This is a genomic window from Afipia clevelandensis ATCC 49720 (assembly GCF_000336555.1).
Classification (GTDB): Bacteria; Pseudomonadota; Alphaproteobacteria; order Rhizobiales; family Xanthobacteraceae; genus Afipia; species Afipia clevelandensis.
Window position 1 is genome coordinate 2,070,382 of the sequence record NZ_KB375281.1, and the last position, 18,672, is coordinate 2,089,053.

Annotated in this window: 19 protein-coding genes and 1 other RNA gene; 3 read left to right on the forward strand and 17 right to left on the reverse strand. The window is 62.3% G+C overall.

Features of this window, described 5'->3' with window-relative positions:
• Positions 1–166: 166 nt before the first annotated feature.
• From ilvC to miaA, 6 genes are all read right to left on the reverse strand, one after another.
• Complete coding sequence (ilvC, locus tag HMPREF9696_RS09895; protein WP_002712852.1) at positions 167–1,186, reverse strand: ketol-acid reductoisomerase; 1,020 nt, start codon at positions 1,184–1,186, stop codon at positions 167–169.
• 152 nt (positions 1,187–1,338) lie between these two features.
• Positions 1,339–1,944 carry a LysE family translocator gene (locus HMPREF9696_RS09900; protein ID WP_002712853.1) on the reverse strand — a complete coding sequence of 202 codons (606 nt, stop codon included), beginning with the start codon at positions 1,942–1,944 and terminating at the stop codon, positions 1,339–1,341.
• A 4-nt stretch (positions 1,945–1,948) separates the two neighbouring features.
• On the reverse strand, positions 1,949–2,821 hold the full coding sequence (locus HMPREF9696_RS09905; RefSeq protein ID WP_002712854.1) for an EamA family transporter: 873 nt from the start codon (positions 2,819–2,821) through the stop codon (positions 1,949–1,951).
• A gap of 17 nt (positions 2,822–2,838) precedes the next feature.
• Positions 2,839–3,381 carry an acetolactate synthase small subunit gene (ilvN, locus tag HMPREF9696_RS09910; RefSeq protein WP_002712855.1) on the reverse strand — a complete coding sequence of 181 codons (543 nt, stop codon included), beginning with the start codon at positions 3,379–3,381 and terminating at the stop codon, positions 2,839–2,841.
• Between the two features lie 31 nt (positions 3,382–3,412).
• Positions 3,413–5,191 (reverse strand): acetolactate synthase 3 large subunit, encoded by a 1,779-nt coding sequence (locus HMPREF9696_RS09915; RefSeq protein WP_002712856.1) that lies wholly within the window; start codon positions 5,189–5,191, stop codon positions 3,413–3,415.
• A gap of 253 nt (positions 5,192–5,444) precedes the next feature.
• The gene (gene miaA / locus HMPREF9696_RS09920; RefSeq protein ID WP_002712857.1) at positions 5,445–6,434 is read right to left on the reverse strand and encodes a tRNA (adenosine(37)-N6)-dimethylallyltransferase MiaA; all 990 of its coding nucleotides are present in this window, start codon (positions 6,432–6,434) and stop codon (positions 5,445–5,447) included.
• 9 nt (positions 6,435–6,443) lie between these two features.
• Here miaA and serB point away from each other — a divergent pair, with 9 nt between their 5' ends.
• Entirely contained in the window at positions 6,444–7,337 is an 894-nt protein-coding gene (gene serB / locus HMPREF9696_RS09925; RefSeq protein WP_002712858.1) for a phosphoserine phosphatase SerB, read from the forward strand.
• 77 nt (positions 7,338–7,414) lie between these two features.
• Here serB and HMPREF9696_RS09930 read toward each other — a convergent pair whose 3' ends face one another.
• From HMPREF9696_RS09930 to HMPREF9696_RS09980, 11 genes are all read right to left on the reverse strand, one after another.
• Positions 7,415–8,929, reverse strand: a complete 1,515-nt coding sequence (locus HMPREF9696_RS09930; RefSeq protein WP_002712859.1) for a DegQ family serine endoprotease — start codon at positions 8,927–8,929, stop codon at positions 7,415–7,417.
• Positions 8,930–9,094: 165 nt separating this feature from the next.
• Positions 9,095–9,295: a DUF2065 domain-containing protein gene (locus HMPREF9696_RS09935; RefSeq protein ID WP_002712860.1), complete on the reverse strand. Its 201-nt coding sequence runs from the start codon at positions 9,293–9,295 to the stop codon at positions 9,095–9,097.
• 42 nt (positions 9,296–9,337) lie between these two features.
• Positions 9,338–10,237, reverse strand: coding sequence for a protease modulator HflC (hflC, locus tag HMPREF9696_RS09940; RefSeq protein WP_002712861.1), 900 nt, complete (start codon positions 10,235–10,237; stop codon positions 9,338–9,340).
• Positions 10,234–11,376, reverse strand: a complete 1,143-nt coding sequence (gene hflK, locus HMPREF9696_RS09945) for an FtsH protease activity modulator HflK (RefSeq protein ID WP_002712862.1) — start codon at positions 11,374–11,376, stop codon at positions 10,234–10,236. The genes hflC and hflK overlap by 4 nt, the downstream gene beginning before the upstream one ends.
• Positions 11,377–11,587: 211 nt before the next feature.
• Complete coding sequence (locus HMPREF9696_RS09950; protein ID WP_002712863.1) at positions 11,588–12,118, reverse strand: dihydrofolate reductase; 531 nt, start codon at positions 12,116–12,118, stop codon at positions 11,588–11,590.
• Positions 12,115–12,909: a thymidylate synthase gene (locus HMPREF9696_RS09955; RefSeq protein ID WP_002712864.1), complete on the reverse strand. Its 795-nt coding sequence runs from the start codon at positions 12,907–12,909 to the stop codon at positions 12,115–12,117. The genes HMPREF9696_RS09950 and HMPREF9696_RS09955 overlap by 4 nt, the downstream gene beginning before the upstream one ends.
• Before the next feature lie 151 nt (positions 12,910–13,060).
• Complete coding sequence (locus HMPREF9696_RS09960) at positions 13,061–14,044, reverse strand: tripartite tricarboxylate transporter substrate binding protein BugD (protein ID WP_002712865.1); 984 nt, start codon at positions 14,042–14,044, stop codon at positions 13,061–13,063.
• Between the two features lie 127 nt (positions 14,045–14,171).
• On the reverse strand, positions 14,172–15,692 hold the full coding sequence (locus HMPREF9696_RS09965; RefSeq protein ID WP_002712866.1) for a tripartite tricarboxylate transporter permease: 1,521 nt from the start codon (positions 15,690–15,692) through the stop codon (positions 14,172–14,174).
• A gap of 7 nt (positions 15,693–15,699) precedes the next feature.
• Positions 15,700–16,194, reverse strand: a complete 495-nt coding sequence (locus HMPREF9696_RS09970; RefSeq protein WP_002712867.1) for a tripartite tricarboxylate transporter TctB family protein — start codon at positions 16,192–16,194, stop codon at positions 15,700–15,702.
• An 84-nt stretch (positions 16,195–16,278) separates the two neighbouring features.
• On the reverse strand, positions 16,279–16,782 hold the full coding sequence (locus HMPREF9696_RS09975; RefSeq protein WP_430642293.1) for a chromate transporter: 504 nt from the start codon (positions 16,780–16,782) through the stop codon (positions 16,279–16,281).
• 26 nt (positions 16,783–16,808) lie between these two features.
• A complete protein-coding gene (locus HMPREF9696_RS09980) occupies positions 16,809–17,363 on the reverse strand; it encodes a chromate transporter (protein WP_002712869.1) in 555 nt (184 codons plus the stop codon).
• Positions 17,364–17,551: 188 nt separating this feature from the next.
• Between HMPREF9696_RS09980 and ssrA the strand changes: the two genes are divergently transcribed.
• Positions 17,552–17,917, forward strand: a transfer-messenger RNA (tmRNA) gene (gene ssrA / locus HMPREF9696_RS21255).
• Between the two features lie 207 nt (positions 17,918–18,124).
• Complete coding sequence (locus tag HMPREF9696_RS09985; protein ID WP_002712871.1) at positions 18,125–18,625, forward strand: SspB family protein; 501 nt, start codon at positions 18,125–18,127, stop codon at positions 18,623–18,625.
• Positions 18,626–18,672 lie beyond the last annotated feature (47 nt).

Sequence of the window (18,672 nt, forward strand, 5' to 3'; positions counted from 1 at the left end):
GGCGTCGTTCAGCTCGCGTTCAAACTGGCAGGCCCTCGCAAAGCAAGCCCGCCATTGCTGCGAAGCAACATAAGAAACGAGAATCCCGGCGCTTCTGGCAAACCCACAAATGAAAAGCGGGACCGCTCGCGCGGCCCCGCTTCAGTTGTCCGTTCGGGAGGAACAATCAGTTCTTGGTCTTGTCGACCAGCGCCTTTTCCTTGATCCACGGCATCATGGCGCGGAGCTTCTCGCCGACAGCTTCGATCTCGTGCGCGTTGTTGCGCGCACGGGTCGCCTTGAACGAGGCCTGGTTGACCTTGTTTTCCAGCATCCAGTCGCGGGTGAACTTGCCCGACTGGATGTCGGTCAGCACGCGCTTCATCTCGGCCTTGGTTTCCGGGGTGATGATGCGCGGGCCGGTGACGTATTCGCCGTATTCGGCGGTGTTGGAGATCGAGTAGTTCATGTTGGCGATGCCGCCTTCGTAGATCAGGTCCACGATCAGCTTCAATTCGTGCAGGCACTCGAAGTAGGCCATTTCCGGTGCATAGCCGGCTTCCACCAGCGTCTCAAAGCCGGCGCGGATCAGCTCGACGGTGCCGCCGCACAGAACAGCCTGCTCACCGAACAGGTCGGTCTCGCACTCTTCCTTGAAGGTGGTCTCAATGACGCCGGCGCGGCCGCCGCCGATGGCGGAGGCGTAGGACAGACCGAGGTCATGGGCGTTGCCCGAAGAGTCCTTGTGGATCGCGATCAGGGTCGGCACGCCGCCGCCGCGCTGGTATTCGGAGCGAACGGTGTGGCCCGGGCCCTTCGGCGCGACCATCAGCACGTCGAGATCGGCGCGCGGCTCGATCAGATTGAAATGCACGTTGAGACCGTGCGCGAACAGCAGCGCCGCGCCCTGCTTCATGTTGTCGTGCAGGTGTTCGCGATAGATGTCGCCCTGCAGTTCGTCAGGCGTCAGCATCATCACCACGTCGGCCCACTTGGCGGCCTCGGCGACTTCCATCACCTTGAAGCCTGCGGCTTCGGCCTTCTTGGCGGAGGCCGAACCCTTGCGCAGCGCGATCGCCACGTCCTTGACGCCCGAGTCCTTCAGGTTCAGCGCATGGGCATGGCCCTGGCTGCCGTAGCCGACGACGACGACCTTCTTGCCCTTGATCAGGTTCAGGTCGGCATCACGATCGTAATAAACACGCATTTTCGTTTTCCTTCTCAGGCGGCCCCGATTGGCCAATTATCGAAAGTTTTCGGGTGGATCGGGCCGGGAGCCCGGATGAATTGCCGCCGTTGTGTAGGGCGGCTGGTGTTACGAGACAAGCCCGTAACCCCCATTTCTGCAGTGCAACTAGATCAAGGCTCCTTCAGAACGGGGTAAAGCGAGGCCAGCAACAAGAGGGCCATGACGATGTTGAAGACGCGGACCGCGCGGGGCGACTTCACCAGCGCCTGAAGTGAGGTGCCGAGCAACACCCAGGTCAGCGACGAGCCAAGCCCGATCACGAACAGCAGGATCGAGAGCGCGGCGATATTCAGCGGATAGGCCGCGATGGCGGCATAGGCGGTAATCGCGCCCACCGCGATCACCCAGCCCTTGACGTTGACCCACTGGAACATTGCCGCCCCGAGGAATGTCATCGGCTTGCCCTCGCCCGCTCCGTCGGTATCGGCGGGACCTGACAGAGCAATTACGATGGCGAGGTAGATCAGGTAGGCCGCTCCGGCATATTTCAGGATCGTGTGCAGCACCGGATAGGCCGCGAATACCGCGCCGAGGCCGAGCCCGATCACCGCGACCAGAAACGAGAAGCCGATGGTGACACCCGCGACATGCGGCAGCGTGCGGCGAAACCCGTAATTCAGGCCGGACGCCATCAGCATGATGTTGTTCGGCCCCGGCGTGAACAGCGCCGCGGCGGCGAAGGCGATGAATGCGATGGCAAGTTGCTGCGAGATCATGACATCAGGCCACTTCAACAAGCGGCGGCGGACGCCGCGACAGCAACATCACGGCGATGCCGAGCACGACCACGATCATGCCGCTCAGGCGTAACGGGCCGAACGTCTCGCCGAACACGATGCTCGAAGCACCCGCGCCGAAAAACGGCACCAGCAGCGCGAACGGCACCACCTGCGCGGCGGAATAATTCTGCAGCAAACGCCCCCATATCCAGTAGCCGAGCGTGGTTCCGAGCAGCGCCAGTGCCAGCACGCTGGCCACGACACCAGAAGAGAGATGGGTCAGAGAATGCCATGTCACGCTCGGCCCATCGACCAGAAGCAGGAAAGGCACGAGAGGCACCAGCGCCATAAGGCTGATCCAGGCAAACAAACTCAGCATCGGCACATTTTGAGCGCGGCGAAGGAGCAGGTTCGACAGCGCAAAGCTGACCGGAGCTGTCATTGACAATGCGAATGCGTAAACACTGAAATCGTAACCGACCGTAAAGCAGATCATCAGCAATCCGCACATCGCGATCGCGATCCCCAGCACCTGAAGCCGTGTCGGTAACTCGCGCAGGAACAGCGCTGCAAACGCCACCGTGAACAGGGCCTGGCTCTGCACGATGACGGCGGTCAATCCCGGCGGCACACCGTAAGCCATGCCGTAGGTTTGCGCCAGAAACTGCGCCACCAGCAGCCAGCCGGTTGCTGCGATCAGTGTCCATGACAAATTTGGGCGTGGCAGGAACAGGCATGGAAGCGCCGTGATGCCGAAACGCAGCGTGGTCATCAGCGTCGCCGACATCTCGTCGATCGCGAACCTCGTCAGAACGAAGCCAACGCCCCAGATCACGGCAACAGCGAGCGCCAGCGCAATGTCGATCGGTTTCATGGGACGCGGGCGTGCAGTTACATCTTCTCCGGCCCGCGCGAAATGGCGGCGACGCCGGTGCGCGACACTTCGACCAGACCGAGCGGAACCATCAGGTTGACGAACTGGTCGATCTTGGCGGTGCCGCCGGTGATCTCGAACACGAAGCTCTCGGTGGTGGCGTCGATCACGCGCGCGCGGAATGCTTCGGACAGGCGAAGCGCTTCCATGCGCAGATCGCCGGTGCCCCTGACCTTGACCATCGCCAGTTCGCGCTCGATGGCGCGCCCGGTCAGCGTCATATCCACCACGCGATAGACGGGGATCATGCGATCGAGCTGATGCTTGATCTGCTGAATGACCATCGGCGTGCCGGTGGTGACAATCGTGATCAGCGACATGTGCTTGGCGTGCTCGGTTTCCGACACCGTGAGACTGTCGATGTTGTAGCCGCGGCCCGAGAACAGGCCGATCACGCGCGCGAGCACGCCCGGCTCATTCTGCACCAGCACCGACAGGGTGTGCGTCTCGTTCGGGTCGTGACGCTCCTCCATGAAGTAGGCGGATGCGGGCTGTTCCATTGTTTCTGCTTTCATGATCACACCAGCGCCTTTAAACCAGAGCCTTGCCGCCGGCGAATGCCGCAGCGGTCGCTTCTTCGTTCGCTTCCGCGGGAAGCAGCATTTCGTTATGGGCCTTGCCCGACGGGATCATCGGGAAGCAGTTTTCGAGCGCAGCGACGCGGCAGTCGAACAGCACGGGCCGCTTGATCTTGATCATCTCGTTGATCGCGCCGTCGAGATCGCGCGGCTTGGTCACCTGCAGCCCGACGCAGCCGAAGGCGTCCGCGAGCTTGACGAAGTCCGGCAACGCTTCCGAGTATGAATGCGACAACCGGTTTCCATGCAGCAACTGCTGCCATTGGCGCACCATGCCCATGTACTGGTTGTTCAGGATGAATATCTTGATCGGCAGTTCATATTGAACCGCGCTCGACATTTCCTGCATGGTCATCTGCACCGAGGCATCGCCCGCGATGTCGATCACCAGCGCATCGGGATGGGCGACCTGTACGCCGAGCGCCGCCGGCAGACCGTAGCCCATGGTCCCGAGACCGCCGGAGGTCATCCAGTGGTGAGGCTTCTCGAAGCCAAAGAACTGCGCCGCCCACATCTGGTGCTGGCCGACTTCGGTAGTGATGTAGGTGTCCTTGTCTTTGGTGAGTTCAAACAGCCGCTGGATCGCATACTGCGGCATGATGATGTCGTCGTTTTTCCTGTAGGCGAGCGAATTGCGCGAACGCCAGCGGCCGATCTCGAACCACCAGGGGTCGATCTTCGGTGCCTTCGCCTCGGCCTTGAACACCGTCAACAGGTCGGCGAGCACGTTGGCGACGTCGCCGATGATCGGCACGTCGACGCGGATGTTCTTGTTGATCGACGACGGGTCGATGTCGATGTGAATCTTCTTCGAGTTCGGCGAGAACGCATCGGTACGTCCGGTGATGCGGTCATCGAAACGCGCGCCGACGCACAGCATCACGTCGCAATCGTGCATCGCCATGTTGGCTTCGTAGGTGCCGTGCATGCCCAGCATGCCGAGCCAGTTTTTGCCCGATGCCGGATAGGCGCCGAGGCCCATCAGCGTCGAGGTGATCGGAAAGCCGGTGACCTCGACCAGCTCGCGCAGCAGTTTCGAAGCCTCGGGGCCGGAATTGATCACGCCGCCGCCGCTGTAGATCACCGGACGGCGCGCGGACGCGAGCAGCGCCACAGCCTTGCGGATCTGCGTGGCATCGCCCTTCACGCGCGGATTATAGGAAATATGCACGTCAGATTTGCGCGGCGGATGATAGGTGCCGGTCGCGAACTGCACGTCCTTCGGCACGTCGACCACCACCGGACCTGGACGGCCGGTGGTCGCGACATAGAACGCTTCGTGCAGCACCTTCGCCAGATCGTTGACATCACGCACCAGCCAGTTGTGCTTGGTGCAGGGCCGCGTGATGCCGACGGTGTCGCATTCCTGGAACGCGTCATTGCCGATCAGATGCGTCGGCACCTGCCCGGTGATGCAGACCAGCGGGATCGAATCCATCAGTGCGTCGGTGAGCGGCGTCACCATGTTGGTTGCGCCGGGACCTGAGGTCACCAGCGCGACGCCCGGCTGGCCGGTGGAGCGCGCGTAGCCCTCCGCCGCGTGGCCTGCTCCCTGCTCGTGACGGACCAGAATGTGCTCGACATCGCTCTGCTGGAAAATCTCGTCGTAGATCGGAAGCACGGCGCCACCGGGATAACCGAAGATGTGCTTGACCCCGTGGTCCTTGAGCGCGCGCACGATCATCGCCGCGCCGGTCATCTGGTTGGGGTCGTGAGGCTTGCTGTCACTCATGGTTCGCTCCGGGCGCCCGTGGCGCTGTCTACGTCCGTCTTTTGCGCATCGCCCGGATGATCCGGGCCGTGCGCGCCAATAAAAAAGGGCCCCGAAAGGACCCTGTGCACACCGCTCTGTCGTGGGTAGCCGTCAGCTACCCCCAGCGGTGTGCCGGGTTACGACGATAATAAGAAGGTCGGTAACTTTATTGCGCATCTTACGCCGTCATTTTCCAAAGGTTGCGCGGGTTATACGGCCCGTTGGGGGAAAGTCAAGCCCGCGCTGAGGTTCCTGAGCTTACCGGTTTCATCGCATTTGGCGAGAGCGAAAGTTTACGGGTGACCCATTCGCGGGCGGCATCGGGCGCCACCCATTCGAATTCCGGCAGTTGGTGCCTGAACCAGGTGAACTGCCGCTTGGCGTAATGGCGGGTGTCGATCTGGCCGGTATAGATCGCCTGCTCCAGCGTGACTTCGCCCGCGAGATAGCGGATCAGCGCCGGGACGCCATGGGCTTTCATGGCGGGCAGCATCGGATCGAGCTTGCGCGCGGCGAGCGCGGCGACTTCATCCAGCGCGCCCGCGTCCATCATCACCGTGAAACGCTTGTCGATCCGGGCATAAAGGTCCTTGCGGTCCGGCGCGAGGAATATGGCTTTGACGCCGTCCGGTTCGAGCAGCGGCGGCAGGCCTTCGCTATGCCAATCCGGCAGCGCGCGGCCCGTCGCCTCGATCACCTCCAGTGCGCGTGCGATACGCGCACTGTCGCGAGGTTTTAGTTTCGCGCCCGACACCGGATCGCGCCGCGCCAGTTCCGCATGCAGGGCCTCGACGCCATCACGCTCCATGCGCGCGCGCACGCTGTCGCGCACATCCTGCGGGATAGGCGGCACAGCCGACAGGCCCCGCGTCAGCGCCTTGAAATAAAGTCCCGTGCCGCCGATGAAGATCGGCAGACGCGCGGCCGCCCGCGTTTCGGCCAACGCCGCGGCTGCATCCGTCACCCACGAGCCGGCGGAACAATTGATCGCGGCATCGCAGGTGCCATAGAGCCGGTGCGGGACTCGCGCTTCGTCCGCAGGCGTCGGACGCGCGGTGATGATCCGCAAATCCCGATAGACCTGCATGGAATCGGTATTGATAACGATGCCGCCGGTGGCCTCCGCCAGCGCGAGCGCCAGCGCCGACTTGCCGCTGGCCGTCGGCCCTGCGATAAGCACGGCCTTGGCACCGCCCGTCCCGTTTCCGCTATCTTTCATCATCGAGCCGTCATGTCTCTTGTCGCCACGCTCATCAGCAATCCTGCCGATCCCCAACTCGACACCACCGTGATCGACGCGGCCTGCGCCGCACTTCCCTCTCCGTCCCAGGCGGAATGGCTGTTCGACGAGGTGGCCGCCGACATCCGCTTTAGCAGCACCGACGACATTCGCACAATTTCGGATCGCCTGCGCGCGGCCCTCAGCGAATTGCCGGTCGATGTGGTGGTGCAGCCGCAGGCCGACCGGCGCAAGAAGCTGCTGCTCGCCGATATGGACTCAACCATGATCGGGCAGGAATGCATCGACGAGCTTGCGGACTTCGCCGGTCTCAAGGCGCATGTCGCGGCGATCACCGAGCGCGCCATGCGCGGCGAGATCGCATTCGAGCCGGCGCTGCGCGAGCGCGTGGCACTGCTGAAAGACCTTCCGGTCACGGTTGTCGATGAGACCCTCAAGAACCGCATTAAGCTCACGCCCGGCGCGGTCGAACTGGTGCGCACCATGCGCGCCAACGGCGCTTACACCTGCCTCGTCTCCGGCGGTTTTACGCTGTTCACGAAACGTGTGGCCGAGATGATCGGATTCCAGGAAAACCGTGCCAACGAATTGCTGGTCGAGAACGGCAAGCTGACCGGCAAGGTCGCCGAGCCGATCCTGGGACGCGAGGCGAAGCTCGCAACGCTGGTGGACCTGCGCGAGTCCTTCGATTTCGACAATCTGGACACGATGGTGGTCGGCGACGGCGCCAACGACCTCGCCATGATCGAACAGGCCGGCGCCGGCGTCGCCTATCATGCCAAGCCCGCAGTCGCCGCCGCGGCCGGCATGCGCATCGACCACGGCGATCTCACCGCGCTGCTATATATTCAGGGTTACAAGCGCTCAGAGTTCGTCTCAAGCTGACGCCAATCGCGGAGACATCCGCAAACAAAAGTGCCCGGCTCGCGCCGGGCATTTTGCATTCAGTGCGGCGTAACGTTTCAGTTGACCGCCAGCGCGACGAAGCGCAGTTCGCCGGAACCGTTCGAGACGAGCAGCAGCACGGACTTCTTGCCGTCCTTCTTCAACTGGTCGATCCGCTTTTTCACATCGGCGGCGTTGGTGACGGCCTCCTGCGCGACCTCGACGATCACGTCGCCGGCGCTGAGGCGCTTTTCGGCCGCATCCGAGCCGCGATCGACGCCAGTGACGATGACGCCCTTGACGCTGTCCTTGATCTTGAAACGGCTGCGCAGATCCTTGGTGAGACCGGCGAGATCGAGGCCGAGCGCCTTCTGCGTGACGGTCTTCTCGGGTTCGGCCGGGCCGGTGGTCTTGGCCGAGGCCTCAACGGGCTTCTCGCCGTCATCGAGGCGACCCAATGTCACCTTTTTGGTCTCTTCCTTGCCCTTGCGGATGACGACGACATCCACCGCCTTGCCGACCGGCGAGTCGGCCACGGCGCGCGGAAGATCCTTCATCTCCTTGATGTCCTTGCCGTCGAACTTGATGACGACATCGCCCGGCTCGATGCCGGCCGGCTTGGCAGGCCCCTTGTCATCGACGCCTGCGATCAATGCGCCGCGTGCCGGCTTGATGCTGAGACTGTCGGCGATTTCATCGGTCACCTGCTGGATGCGAACGCCGAGCCAGCCACGCCGCACTTCCTTGAACTGGCGAAGCTGATCGACCACGGCAACCACGGTCTTCGACGGCACGGCGAAGCCGATGCCGATCGAGCCACCCGACGGCGAGATAATCGCGGTGTTCACGCCCACGACCTCACCGTCCAGATTGAACAGCGGGCCGCCCGAATTGCCGCGATTGATCGCTGCGTCGGTCTGGATGTAGTTGTCGTATGGGCCGGAATTGATGTCGCGGTTACGTGCCGAGACGATGCCGGCGGTCACCGTGCCGCCAAGGCTGAACGGATTGCCGATCGCGATCACCCATTCGCCGAGACGCAGATTGTCGGAATTGCCGAATTTCACCGCTGTGAGCTTCTTCTCCGGCGGCTTGAACTTCAGCACCGCCAGATCGCTCTTCTTGTCCTTGCCGATCAGCTCGGCCTTGATCTTGGTGCCGTCGTTGAGAATGACGTTGATTTCGTCGGCGTCGGCGATGACGTGATTGTTGGTCACAACCGTGCCGTCGGTGTCGATAATGAAACCGGAGCCGAGCGAGTTCACCTTGCGCGGCGAATTGTTGCCGCCGGGACCGCCACGGCGGTTCTTGAAGAACTCATCGAAGAATTCGCTGAAGGGCGAATCCGGCGGAAGCTGCGGATTGGCGCCGCGCCGGTTGCCACGCTCGTCGCTGCCTTTATCCCCGTCGTTGTTCTTGGCCTCCACCGTCTGCGAGGTCGAGATGTTGACGACGGCGTCAATCACCTTCTCGGCGACATCGGCGATGCCGTCCGGCCCGCGGGCCAGCGCCGGTGTTGCGGCGAGGGCAAGCCCAACAGCCGCGGCAAGCGGCAAGACGCGGCGGCTCAATGCTTGAAGCGCATCGGACATGGTCGGAAAGTCTCCTGAAAAGAGGCTGAGAATTCGGCGCCAGATTGCGCCTGAAAGCGATGGGTACGCAAGCACTGCCATTGCGCGGAGTTCCAGCGATCAACCGGGGGATTGCGGCAAAAACCCGGCCATGCGTCTCACAACAGCGTCAGCCGGGCTGGATCCTTAGTGACGCACCAGCCAGATCAGAAACAGACCGATCACCGCAGATACAAGCCCGACGATGCGCAGGATATTGTCCGGCGATGCCAATGCACTTTGCATCGCTGAGCGCATCCAGTTCGGGAGCGCCGTAAACAAGAGGCCCTCCAGAACCAGCATGACTCCAATCCCGACAAGAAGGTCACCGTAACCGAACGACTTCATCCGATCACGGCTCCTGCCCAATTCCGCCCCGCGCGCTGCATCTTAACGCGCGGCGCCGGTAGCGGCCGCAGGCTTGCCAGCCGGATTTGCGAAGTACCGGAAGAACTCCGAATCCGGCCGCAGCAGGAAGCGGGTGTCATTGCTCTTCAGGCTGGCCTCATAGGCCGACATCGAGCGATAGAACGCGAAGAAGTCCGCATCCTTGCCATAGGCCTCGGCGAACAGACGGTTGCGCTCGCCGTCGCCTTCACCGCGGATCTGTTCCGCCTGCGAATTGGCGTCGGCGATGATCACCGTGGCTTCGCGGTCGGCACGGGAGCGGATTTCCTGCGCCTTCTGGCCGCCCTGCGCGCGGAACTCGGCTGCTTCGCGCTGGCGTTCGGTCTGCATGCGCTGATAGACCGCCTGGCTGTTCTGCTCAGGCAAATCGGCACGGCGGATACGAACGTCCACCACCGAAATGCCGTAGCTCGTGGTTTCGCGGTCGAGCTGCTTCTGAATCCGGCTCATCAGCACATCGCGCTCGTCACGCACCACGTTGATGAAGGTGACTTCACCGAGCACGCGGCGCAGCGACGCGTTCAGCAGCGTGGTAAGCTGGATGTTGGCGGCCTGGATCGAACCGAGGGTCTGATAGAACCGCAGCGGATCCTTGATGCGATAGCGTGCGAAAGCATCAACGACGAGACGCTTCTGGTCCGACGCGATCACTTCCTGTGCCGGGTTTTCCAGATCGAGAATGCGCTTGTCGATGCTGATCACGGTGTCGATGAACGGCACCTTGAAGTTCAGACCGGGTGTGGTGACGACACGCACCGGCTCGCCGAGGCGAACCAGCAGAACCTGCTGCGTCTCGCTTACAGTGAACAGCGAACTGTAGCCGACCACGACGGCGACCAACACCACGAAAAGAGCGACGATACCTGCGATGCCGTTTTTCATCGGTTGCTCCCGCCCTGTTGCGGCGCTGCCGGCGTTGTGCGGCGTCCAATCTCGTTCAATGGCAGATAAGGCACGACGCCCGGCCCCGACCCGTTCACGCCCTGATCGAGCACGAGCTTGTCAGATCCGCCGAGCACGCGCTCCATCGTTTCCAGATAGATGCGCTGCCGCGTGACGTCCGGCGCCTTCTTGTATTCTTCATAGACCTTCAGGAAGCGCGCGCTCTGGCCCTTGGCTTCGGCGACCGCCTGCTCCTTGTAGCCTTCGGCGACCTGCAGAATCTGCGCAGCACGGCCGCGCGCATCAGGGATGATGCGGTTGGCATAGGTCTGCGCTTCGTTCTGAACACGCTCGAAATCGGCGCGGGCCGCCTGAACATCGCGGAATGCGTCGATGACCTGCTGCGGCGGATCGACCTTCTGCATCTGCACCTGCTGGATCAGGATGCCGGCGCCGTAACTGTCGAGCGTCTTCTGCATCAGTTCGAGCACGGCAGCTTCGGTCTGCGTGCGCGCACCGGTCAGGATCGGCTGGATCTGCGAGCGGCCGATCACGTCGCGCATCGCGCTTTCCGCGACCGCCTTCACGGTGCCTTCCGGATTCTGAATGTTGAAAAGGAAGTCACCGACGCCATCCGGCTTGATGCGCCAGAGTACGGTGAAATCCACGTCGACGATGTTTTCGTCGCCGGTCAGCATAAGGCTTTCTTCCGGCACATCGCGAATAGTTGTGCCGCCGCCGCGGCGCGAGTCGTCGACCACGCGCATGCCGATGCTGAGTGTGGATACGCGCAGCGCCTTCGGCAGCAGCACGGTCTCGATTGGATACGGCAGATGATAGTTCAGGCCAGGCTGAACGGTGCGGACATGCTTGCCGAACCGCAGCACGACGCCGAGTTCTTCGGATTGGACGCGGAAGAAACCGGACAGTCCCCAGATCGCCAGCGCGGCGACCAGCACCAGCGCGATGCCGACGCCGCTGAAGTTTCCTCCCGGAAGCATCGTCTGCAGCTTGTCCTGACCGCGCCGCAGAAGGTCCTCAAGATCGGGCGGCCTCGGGCCTGGCGATTGCGGTCCGGAGCCCCAGGGACCCTTCGGACCGGAGCCCCAGGGGCCTCCGCCTTGATTCTTCCACGGCATCGTCAATCTCCTCCGCGCGAAGCTGGCGCTCCGCAAACTGCTGGAAACTCGTCGAACGCATCAAAACTCTTGGGGCCTTATAGGGGACGCGCCCGGTCCTTACAACGCAGGGCGTTGTGCCTCGAGAGCTATGGTGCGGGGTAAATTTGTCAATGGAAACATCGCGAAACGGAGTTAATGCCGCAGCGTGCGGCACTATGCATCGCAGGTCCTAGCGCCGTCTTTCATAGGTGACGTAGGAGAAATCGACCGTATCGCCGTCCGCCCTTGAATGGCGGGTTCTTGCTGTTTCCTGCCATTCAGCAAGATCCACCGGCTTCAGGAACGTGTCGCCTTCCGGTGTCGCATGAACCTCAGTGATTTCCAGCCTGTCGGCTTTGGTCAACCATTGCGCAAAGATCTCGGCGCCGCCGATCACCATGATCTCAGTGACGAAACGCCGCAGCGCATCGCCCTGCGCAACATCGCGCGCGGCATCGAGCGATGTCGCAACCACAATGCCCGGCGCCTGAAAAGCCTTGTCGCGCGTCACAACGATGTTGGTACGGCCCGGCAAAGGGCGTCCGATGGAGGCGTATGTCTTGCGGCCCATAATGACAGGCCGCCCCATCGTGATCGCCTTGAGGCGCTTGAGATCGGACCTGAGATGCCACGGCATCGCATTATTGAGGCCGATCACGCCATTCTCCGCGACGGCGACGACAAAGACGATCTGCAGACGTGAGACCGTCGGCGCGCTCACACCGCAACCTCGGCCTTGATGTGCGGATGCGGGTCGTAGTTCTCGAGCGTGAAGTCCTCGTAGCGGAACGAGAAGATGTCCTTCACATCGGGATTGATCTTCATGGTCGGCAGCGGACGCGTCGGGCGCGTGAGCTGCAGCCGCGCCTGATCGAGATGATTGAGATAAAGATGAGTGTCGCCGAACGAATGCACGAAGTCGCCCGGCTTCAGTCCCGTCACCTGCGCGACCATCATGGTCAGCAGCGCGTAGGACGCGATGTTGAACGGCACGCCGAGGAAGACGTCGGCGGAGCGTTGATAAAGCTGGCACGACAGCTTGCCGTTCGCGACATAGAACTGGAACAGGCAATGGCACGGCGGCAACGCCATCTTGTCCACTTCCGCCGGATTCCACGCACTGACGATCAGGCGGCGCGAGTCCGGATTTTTCCGGATCATCTCGATCACATTGGAAATCTGGTCAATCGTGCCGCCATCCGGCGCGGGCCATGAACGCCACTGCGAACCGTAGACCGGGCCGAGATTGCCGTTCTCGTCGGCCCACTCGTCCCAGATGCGCACGCCGTTGTCGTTCAGATATTTGATGTTGGTGTCGCCCGCCAGAAACCACAACAGTTCATGGACGATCGACTTCAGATGCAGCTTCTTGGTGGTGAGCATCGGAAACCCCGACGCCAGATTGAACCGCATCTGGTGACCGAAAATCGACAGCGTCCCGGTCCCGGTGCGGTCGGTCTTTTTCGCACCGTCGGCGAGAATGCGTTCGAGCAGATCGTGATACTGGTTCATGGGTCTATCTAGCCGTGAGACGGGGCTCGCGTCTGCGCCGATGTGATTCCCGGAAGGGAATTATACCCTGAAAAGTGGTCGCCCAGGGCCCAAAGACAAGGGGCGGAACCTGCGTCCCGCCCCTGCTTAACTGCTTGATTTCAACCGGTTCTCAGTTGAGCGGCTTGAGCACGCCCGACCACTTGGTGATTTCGCTGTCGACCAGTTTCTTCAGCGATTCCGGCGTGCGCTCCTCCGGCTTCGGAATCACGCTGCCGAGGTCGAGCAGGCGCTTCTTGACGCCTTCATCATCCAGCGCCTTGACCAGCGCGGCGTTGAGCTTGGCCACGATCGGGGCCGGCGTGCCCTTCGGTGCGAAGATCGCGTTCCAGGCCTGGGCCTGATACTCGGGCAAACCGGCTTCCGCGGTGGTCGGAACGTCCGGCAGCGACGGATTGCGCTCAGGCGTCGCCACGGCGTAGGCCTTGATGGTGCCGCCCTTGATCTGCGGCACGGCGTTGACGATCTGGTCGCACATGTAGTCGACCTGTCCGCCGACCAGCGCGTTCATCGCTGGTCCGGTGCCGTTGAACGGCACGCCGGTGGGATTGATCTTCAGCACCGAGTCCAGAAGCTGGCACGAGGTGTAGGACACCGAGCCGACGCCCGCATGCGCTTCATTGAGCTTGTCGGTGTTGGCCTTCAGGTAGGCCACGAATTCCTTGAGATCCTTCGGCGGGAAGTCCTTGCGCGCCAGGATCAGGATCGGCGTGCCGGCCACGAGGCCGACCGGTTCGAAATCCCTGGAGGGATGATAGGCGAGCTTCGGATACAGCGGCACCGACGCAGCGTGGGTGCCCATGTGGCCGGTGATCAGGGTGTAACCGTCCGGCGCGGCCTTGGATGCGCGCGTCGATGCGGTGGTGCCGCCGGCTCCGACCACGTTTTCGATCACGATGGTCTGGCCAAGGGTCTGCTGCATGTGGCCGGTGACGATGCGCGCGATGACGTCGGTCGGACCGCCGGCCGCGAACGGCACGATCATGGTGATATTCCGGGTCGGATAATCCTGCGCCTGGACGGGACCTGCAGCCAGACCGGCGGCGGTCAGCGCGGAAAACCCGCACGTCGCAAGCATACGCTTTAACAAATTCATTGGGCTCTCCCGAGTAAGTACCGATCAAAATCCGGCCCGGCAGTCAGAGCACCACCGGGCCGGAAAAGTCCATTCAACTTGCCGCCAAGACAGATGGAAGAAGCGCGGCTCAACGCCGCACGTCTTCTCAGTTTTCAGACTCGACGAAGACCTCATCGCGCTTCTTGCGCAATGCGGGCAGCAGCGAGAGGATCAGCAGGAAGGCCGCAATTGCCATCAGCGTGGCGGACAGCGGCCGCGTCAGGAACACCGACCAGTCGCCGCGCGAGATCAGAAGCGCGCGGCGCAGGTTTTCTTCCATCAGCGGGCCGAGCACCATGCCGAGCAGCATGGGTGCGGGCTCGAAGTCATGCTTCACCAGCCAGTAGCCAACAAGGCCGAAGGCCGCCGTCAGCACCACGTCCATCGGCGCGTTGTTCACCGAATAGATGCCGATGGCGCAGAAGATGACGATGCACGGAAACAGCAGCCGGTAAGGCACCCGCAACAGGCGCACCCAGACGCCCACCATCGGCAGGTTGATGACCAGCAGCATCAGGTTGCCGATCCACATCGAGGCGATCATGCCCCAGACCAGTTCCGGCTGCTTCTGCATCACCTGCGGACCGGGCACGATGCCATGAATGGTCATGGCGCCGACCATCAGCGCCATCACGGCGTTCGGCGGAATGCCGAGCGTCAGCAGCGGGATGAACGAAGTCTGCGCCGCGGCGTTGTTGGCGCTTTCAGGAGCGGCCACGCCTTCGATCGCGCCGCGGCCGAAACGTTGCGGATGTTTCGATATCTTCTTCTCGAACGTGTAGGCGGCGAAAGACGCAATCACCGCGCCTCCGCCGGGCAGGATGCCGAGGATCGAGCCCAGCACCGTGCCGCGCAGAATGGCGGGGGTCGAATCCTTGATGTCCTTCTTTGTCGGCATCAATCCGGAGATCTTCTGCTGCACCAGATCCCGGTCCATCGACGCACCGGGGTCCAGGTTGCGGATGATCTCGGCGAAGCCGAACAGACCCATCGCCACGGTAGCGAAACCAAGACCGTCTGCGAGTTCGGGAATGTTGAAAGACATGCGCGACGCGCCGGTTTCGATGTCGGAGCCGACCATCGACAGCAGCACACCGAAGGCGATCATCGCGATGGCCTTGAGAACCGAGCCCTTCGCGAGCACCACGGCGAAGATCAGGCCGAGCACCATCAGCGAGAAATACTCCGCCGGACCGAACGCCAGCGCGAGCTTGGTCAGCGGCGCGCCGAGCAATGCGATCAGCACGGTGGCGACGCAGCCCGCGAAGAACGAGCCGATGGCGGCGATGGCGAGCGCCGGACCGGCGCGGCCCTGCTTGGCCATCTGGAAGCCGTCAAGCGCGGTCACCACGGAGCCCGCCTCGCCCGGAATGTTGACCAGGATCGAGGTGGTCGAGCCGCCGTACTGCGCTCCGTAATAAATGCCCGCGAGCATGATCAGCGCGCCGACCGGAGGAAGACCGAACGTGATCGGCAGCAGCATCGCGACGGTCGCGATGGTGCCGATGCCGGGCAGCACGCCGACAAGTGTGCCGACCAGAGCGCCGATCAGGCAGAGGCCGAGATTGACAGGCGAAAACGCGACGCCGAAACCGAGGGCGAGGTGCGAGAAAATATCGAGATCCATGATGCCCTCAGCGCAGAATGCGTGGGTACAATTCGAGCGGCAGCCCGAGCGCATACGGGAACAGAAGCGCGCATCCGATCGTCAGGCAGATCCCGACAATGACGGCTTCCGTCCACCTGGTCTCGTCGCTGCCCATTGCGGCGATCATGAAACTCACAAATGCCGAGACGACCAGGCCGAGCGGACGGATCATGGCTGCGAAAGCCAGGATCGACAGGGTCACGAAGACAGGACCGCGAATGCCGTAACGCTGCAGCGGCGGACCGTCCGAAAAAAATCCGGTGATGGCGACGCCTGCCCCGAGCGCCAGCAACAAATAGGCGAACATCCGCGGCGCGGTTCCTGGACCGAACGAAAATCCGCGCATGCCCTGAAGATCGCTCGCTGCCCACAGAGCGAACAGCGCGATGCCCATCAACGCAACGCCGCCCCAAAAATCCTGTGGTCCCTTGATGAGCCCACGCACGGGCTTCGCCCCAGCGCTGTCCGGCGCTTCAGTCATTGTCGTCCCCCTCAGTCGCGGGCTTCAGCCCGGTCTGTTCTTGTCGCACAGGGTCGTCCCCTCTCTTTTGCTTAACTACTTTCGTCAGACGATGCCAGCAAAACCAAGAAGGCCGCCCACAACCAGCACCCAAAGCGGATTGAGCCGGGTCATGAACGCAACAACGGCCGCGCCGATTGTAAGCACCGCAGCAATCCATGTCCGATCCGAAGCGAGTGTGAGGACAAGTCCGCTCGCGCACATCAGGCCGATCGAGATCGGAACCAGTGCCGCCTGTAGGATTGCGGGCCAGGCCGACCGGCTTGAACGGATCAGCATGTTGCTGACGAAATAGGCAAAAACCGCGGACGGACCGCACATGGCGAATGTCGCGACCAGCGCGCCGGCAATGCCCGCAACGTGGTAGCCGATCAGCGTCACGATCAGAACATTCGGCCCCGGCGACAGTTGCGAGATCGCGAACATGTCGGCGAACTGCGCGTCGGTCATCCAGTGCCGGACCTCGACGGCGACGCGATGCATTTCGGGAATGGTCGAGTTCGCGCCGCCAATCGCAAGCAGCGACATCAACCCGAACGTCCACGCCATCGTGAAAATGACATTCGCCGGTGAGTTCACGCTGCCGCCTTTCTTCGCGTGGCGAACGTGAGCACGAGGCTGAGGGGAATTGCGGCAAGCAGGACAGGCACCAGTGGAAACCGCAGAATGCCGATCGCAACAAACACGCCAGCGAGCAATGTCAGCGCAACCGGGTCGCGGCGCTTCAGAAGCGGCAACATCATCCGCGCAATCACCGCGAGAAACAGGCCGACGGCCGCGCAGGACACGCCCGCGAGCGTGCGCTGCAACGCCGGAATCTCGCCATAGCGCGCATAGATCGCCGCAAGCACAGTGACGATCACCACGGGCGGGCCGACCAGACCGAAAAAGGCGGCGATGCTTCCCGGAATGCCGCGAAACCGCGCGCCGAAGACGACCGACAGATTGACGATGTTCGGCCCGGGCAGAAAGTGGCACAGCGCGAAGGCTTCATTGAATTCGTCGGGCGTCATCCAGCGATGCTGATCGACAATGGCGCGGCGCGCCCACACCAGCACGCCGCCGAAGCCGGCCAGCGACATTTTCGCGAAGGCCACGAAAAGCTCAAAAAGTCCCGGACGGATCGGCATCGCCGCATCGTCAGGCGGGGCTAGTGCGGACGTGCTTCCCGAAGACGTACTTTCTGGAGACATGCTTTCTGACGACATAGCCCGATTTAGAATGACCATGCGCCGCGGCCAAACGCTATTCCGATGCGGCGCGCATGCGTTGGACGCAAACCGGAACAGTCGGGCCTTGTCCCTAAGCTGCAAACCAGGGGCTTTTGCATCCGCGATTTGCCCCCTATATTGGGGGTGCCGGTTCGCCGGCTATGGAAATAAATGGCCGTCGTAATAAACCATTCGGACCCGGGGGCAGCACCCGGCGCCTCCACCAAAACCCGGATCATCCTCAATAAAGAGGCGGGTTTCGGCGGGGGCGAAACAGGATCGACGAGGGCGTAAAGGACTCGCTTTTTCCCGGTATTGTTCCGCCGTTATCGGGCTCTACAATAGTTGCAAACGACAACTATGCTCCGGTTGCTCAGGCTGCGTAACGCAGTTTGAAATACCGACTTAAAGTCCTGACGGATTAAGCCCCGTCAGGCGGGGTTCGGAGGCACCTGGCAACAGAAGCCTCCACTTTTTCTCTGGATCACGCCGGACTGGATCACGCCGGATTTATTGGCCGCCTGCATTGCGGCCCGCCAGAATATCTGCGATCTGCCTTTCGCGGAGGCTGACCTGCGGGCCATGACCGGGTAGCATGGATCGAACGGCGAGTCGGACCATTCATGTCCGGCCACCTGCACCATCTGAATTCGAGCAGACGACCTTTACAGGACCGGATAATGGCGACCGATCACATTCGTTATGATGTCCTCGCGCGCGACGCGCTGCGCGGCGTGCTCAAGCATGTGCTCGCGGACGCCGCCGAACACGGCCTTCCCGGCGAACATCATTTCTACATTACATTTCTCTCCAAGGCCGAGGGCGTGAAGATCTCCCCGCGCCTGCTGTCGCAGTATCCGCAGGAAATGACCGTCATCCTCCAGCATCAGTTCTGGGATCTGGTCGTGACCGATGACCGCTTCGAGGTCGGACTGTCGTTCAACGGCATTCCCGAGCGGCTTGTGATCCCGTTCAGCGCGATCAAGAGCTTCTTCGATCCGTCGGTGCAATTCGGGCTGCAGTTCGAGCCCGTCGATGCTCCCGCCGCCGAGGCGGATACACCGGTGGAATCGCTCCCGGTTACGGCTGCGCCGGAAAAGTCCGCCGAGACGGAAGAAGAGCCGGTGAAGCAAGGCGAAGGCGCCGAAGTTGTGCGCCTCGATCGCTTCCGCAAGAAGTAACATCGGCAAGCGATCTCAACCCGATCGTCTTGAGGCTTTCTAAGCGC

Coding starts and splice junctions, on each gene's coding strand:
- ilvN (WP_002712855.1), bottom strand. CDS start 3,381: ATGGAACAGCCCGCATCCGCCTACTTCATGGAGGAGCGTCACGACCCG.
- HMPREF9696_RS09985 (WP_002712871.1), top strand. CDS start 18,125: ATGGCGACCGATCACATTCGTTATGATGTCCTCGCGCGCGACGCGCTG.
- HMPREF9696_RS09975 (WP_430642293.1), bottom strand. CDS start 16,782: ATGGCGTGGACGTTCGGGTTGATGTCGCTGCTTGCGATTGGCGGCGCG.
- HMPREF9696_RS09955 (WP_002712864.1), bottom strand. CDS start 12,909: ATGAACCAGTATCACGATCTGCTCGAACGCATTCTCGCCGACGGTGCG.
- HMPREF9696_RS09905 (WP_002712854.1), bottom strand. CDS start 2,821: ATGAAACCGATCGACATTGCGCTGGCGCTCGCTGTTGCCGTGATCTGG.
- HMPREF9696_RS09930 (WP_002712859.1), bottom strand. CDS start 8,929: ATGTCCGATGCGCTTCAAGCATTGAGCCGCCGCGTCTTGCCGCTTGCC.
- serB (WP_002712858.1), top strand. CDS start 6,444: ATGTCTCTTGTCGCCACGCTCATCAGCAATCCTGCCGATCCCCAACTC.
- HMPREF9696_RS09980 (WP_002712869.1), bottom strand. CDS start 17,363: ATGCCGATCCGTCCGGGACTTTTTGAGCTTTTCGTGGCCTTCGCGAAA.
- HMPREF9696_RS09935 (WP_002712860.1), bottom strand. CDS start 9,295: ATGAAGTCGTTCGGTTACGGTGACCTTCTTGTCGGGATTGGAGTCATG.
- HMPREF9696_RS09965 (WP_002712866.1), bottom strand. CDS start 15,692: ATGGATCTCGATATTTTCTCGCACCTCGCCCTCGGTTTCGGCGTCGCG.
- ilvC (WP_002712852.1), bottom strand. CDS start 1,186: ATGCGTGTTTATTACGATCGTGATGCCGACCTGAACCTGATCAAGGGC.
- HMPREF9696_RS09900 (WP_002712853.1), bottom strand. CDS start 1,944: ATGATCTCGCAGCAACTTGCCATCGCATTCATCGCCTTCGCCGCCGCG.
- miaA (WP_002712857.1), bottom strand. CDS start 6,434: ATGATGAAAGATAGCGGAAACGGGACGGGCGGTGCCAAGGCCGTGCTT.
- hflK (WP_002712862.1), bottom strand. CDS start 11,376: ATGCCGTGGAAGAATCAAGGCGGAGGCCCCTGGGGCTCCGGTCCGAAG.
- HMPREF9696_RS09970 (WP_002712867.1), bottom strand. CDS start 16,194: ATGACTGAAGCGCCGGACAGCGCTGGGGCGAAGCCCGTGCGTGGGCTC.
- HMPREF9696_RS09960 (WP_002712865.1), bottom strand. CDS start 14,044: ATGAATTTGTTAAAGCGTATGCTTGCGACGTGCGGGTTTTCCGCGCTG.
- HMPREF9696_RS09915 (WP_002712856.1), bottom strand. CDS start 5,191: ATGAGTGACAGCAAGCCTCACGACCCCAACCAGATGACCGGCGCGGCG.
- hflC (WP_002712861.1), bottom strand. CDS start 10,237: ATGAAAAACGGCATCGCAGGTATCGTCGCTCTTTTCGTGGTGTTGGTC.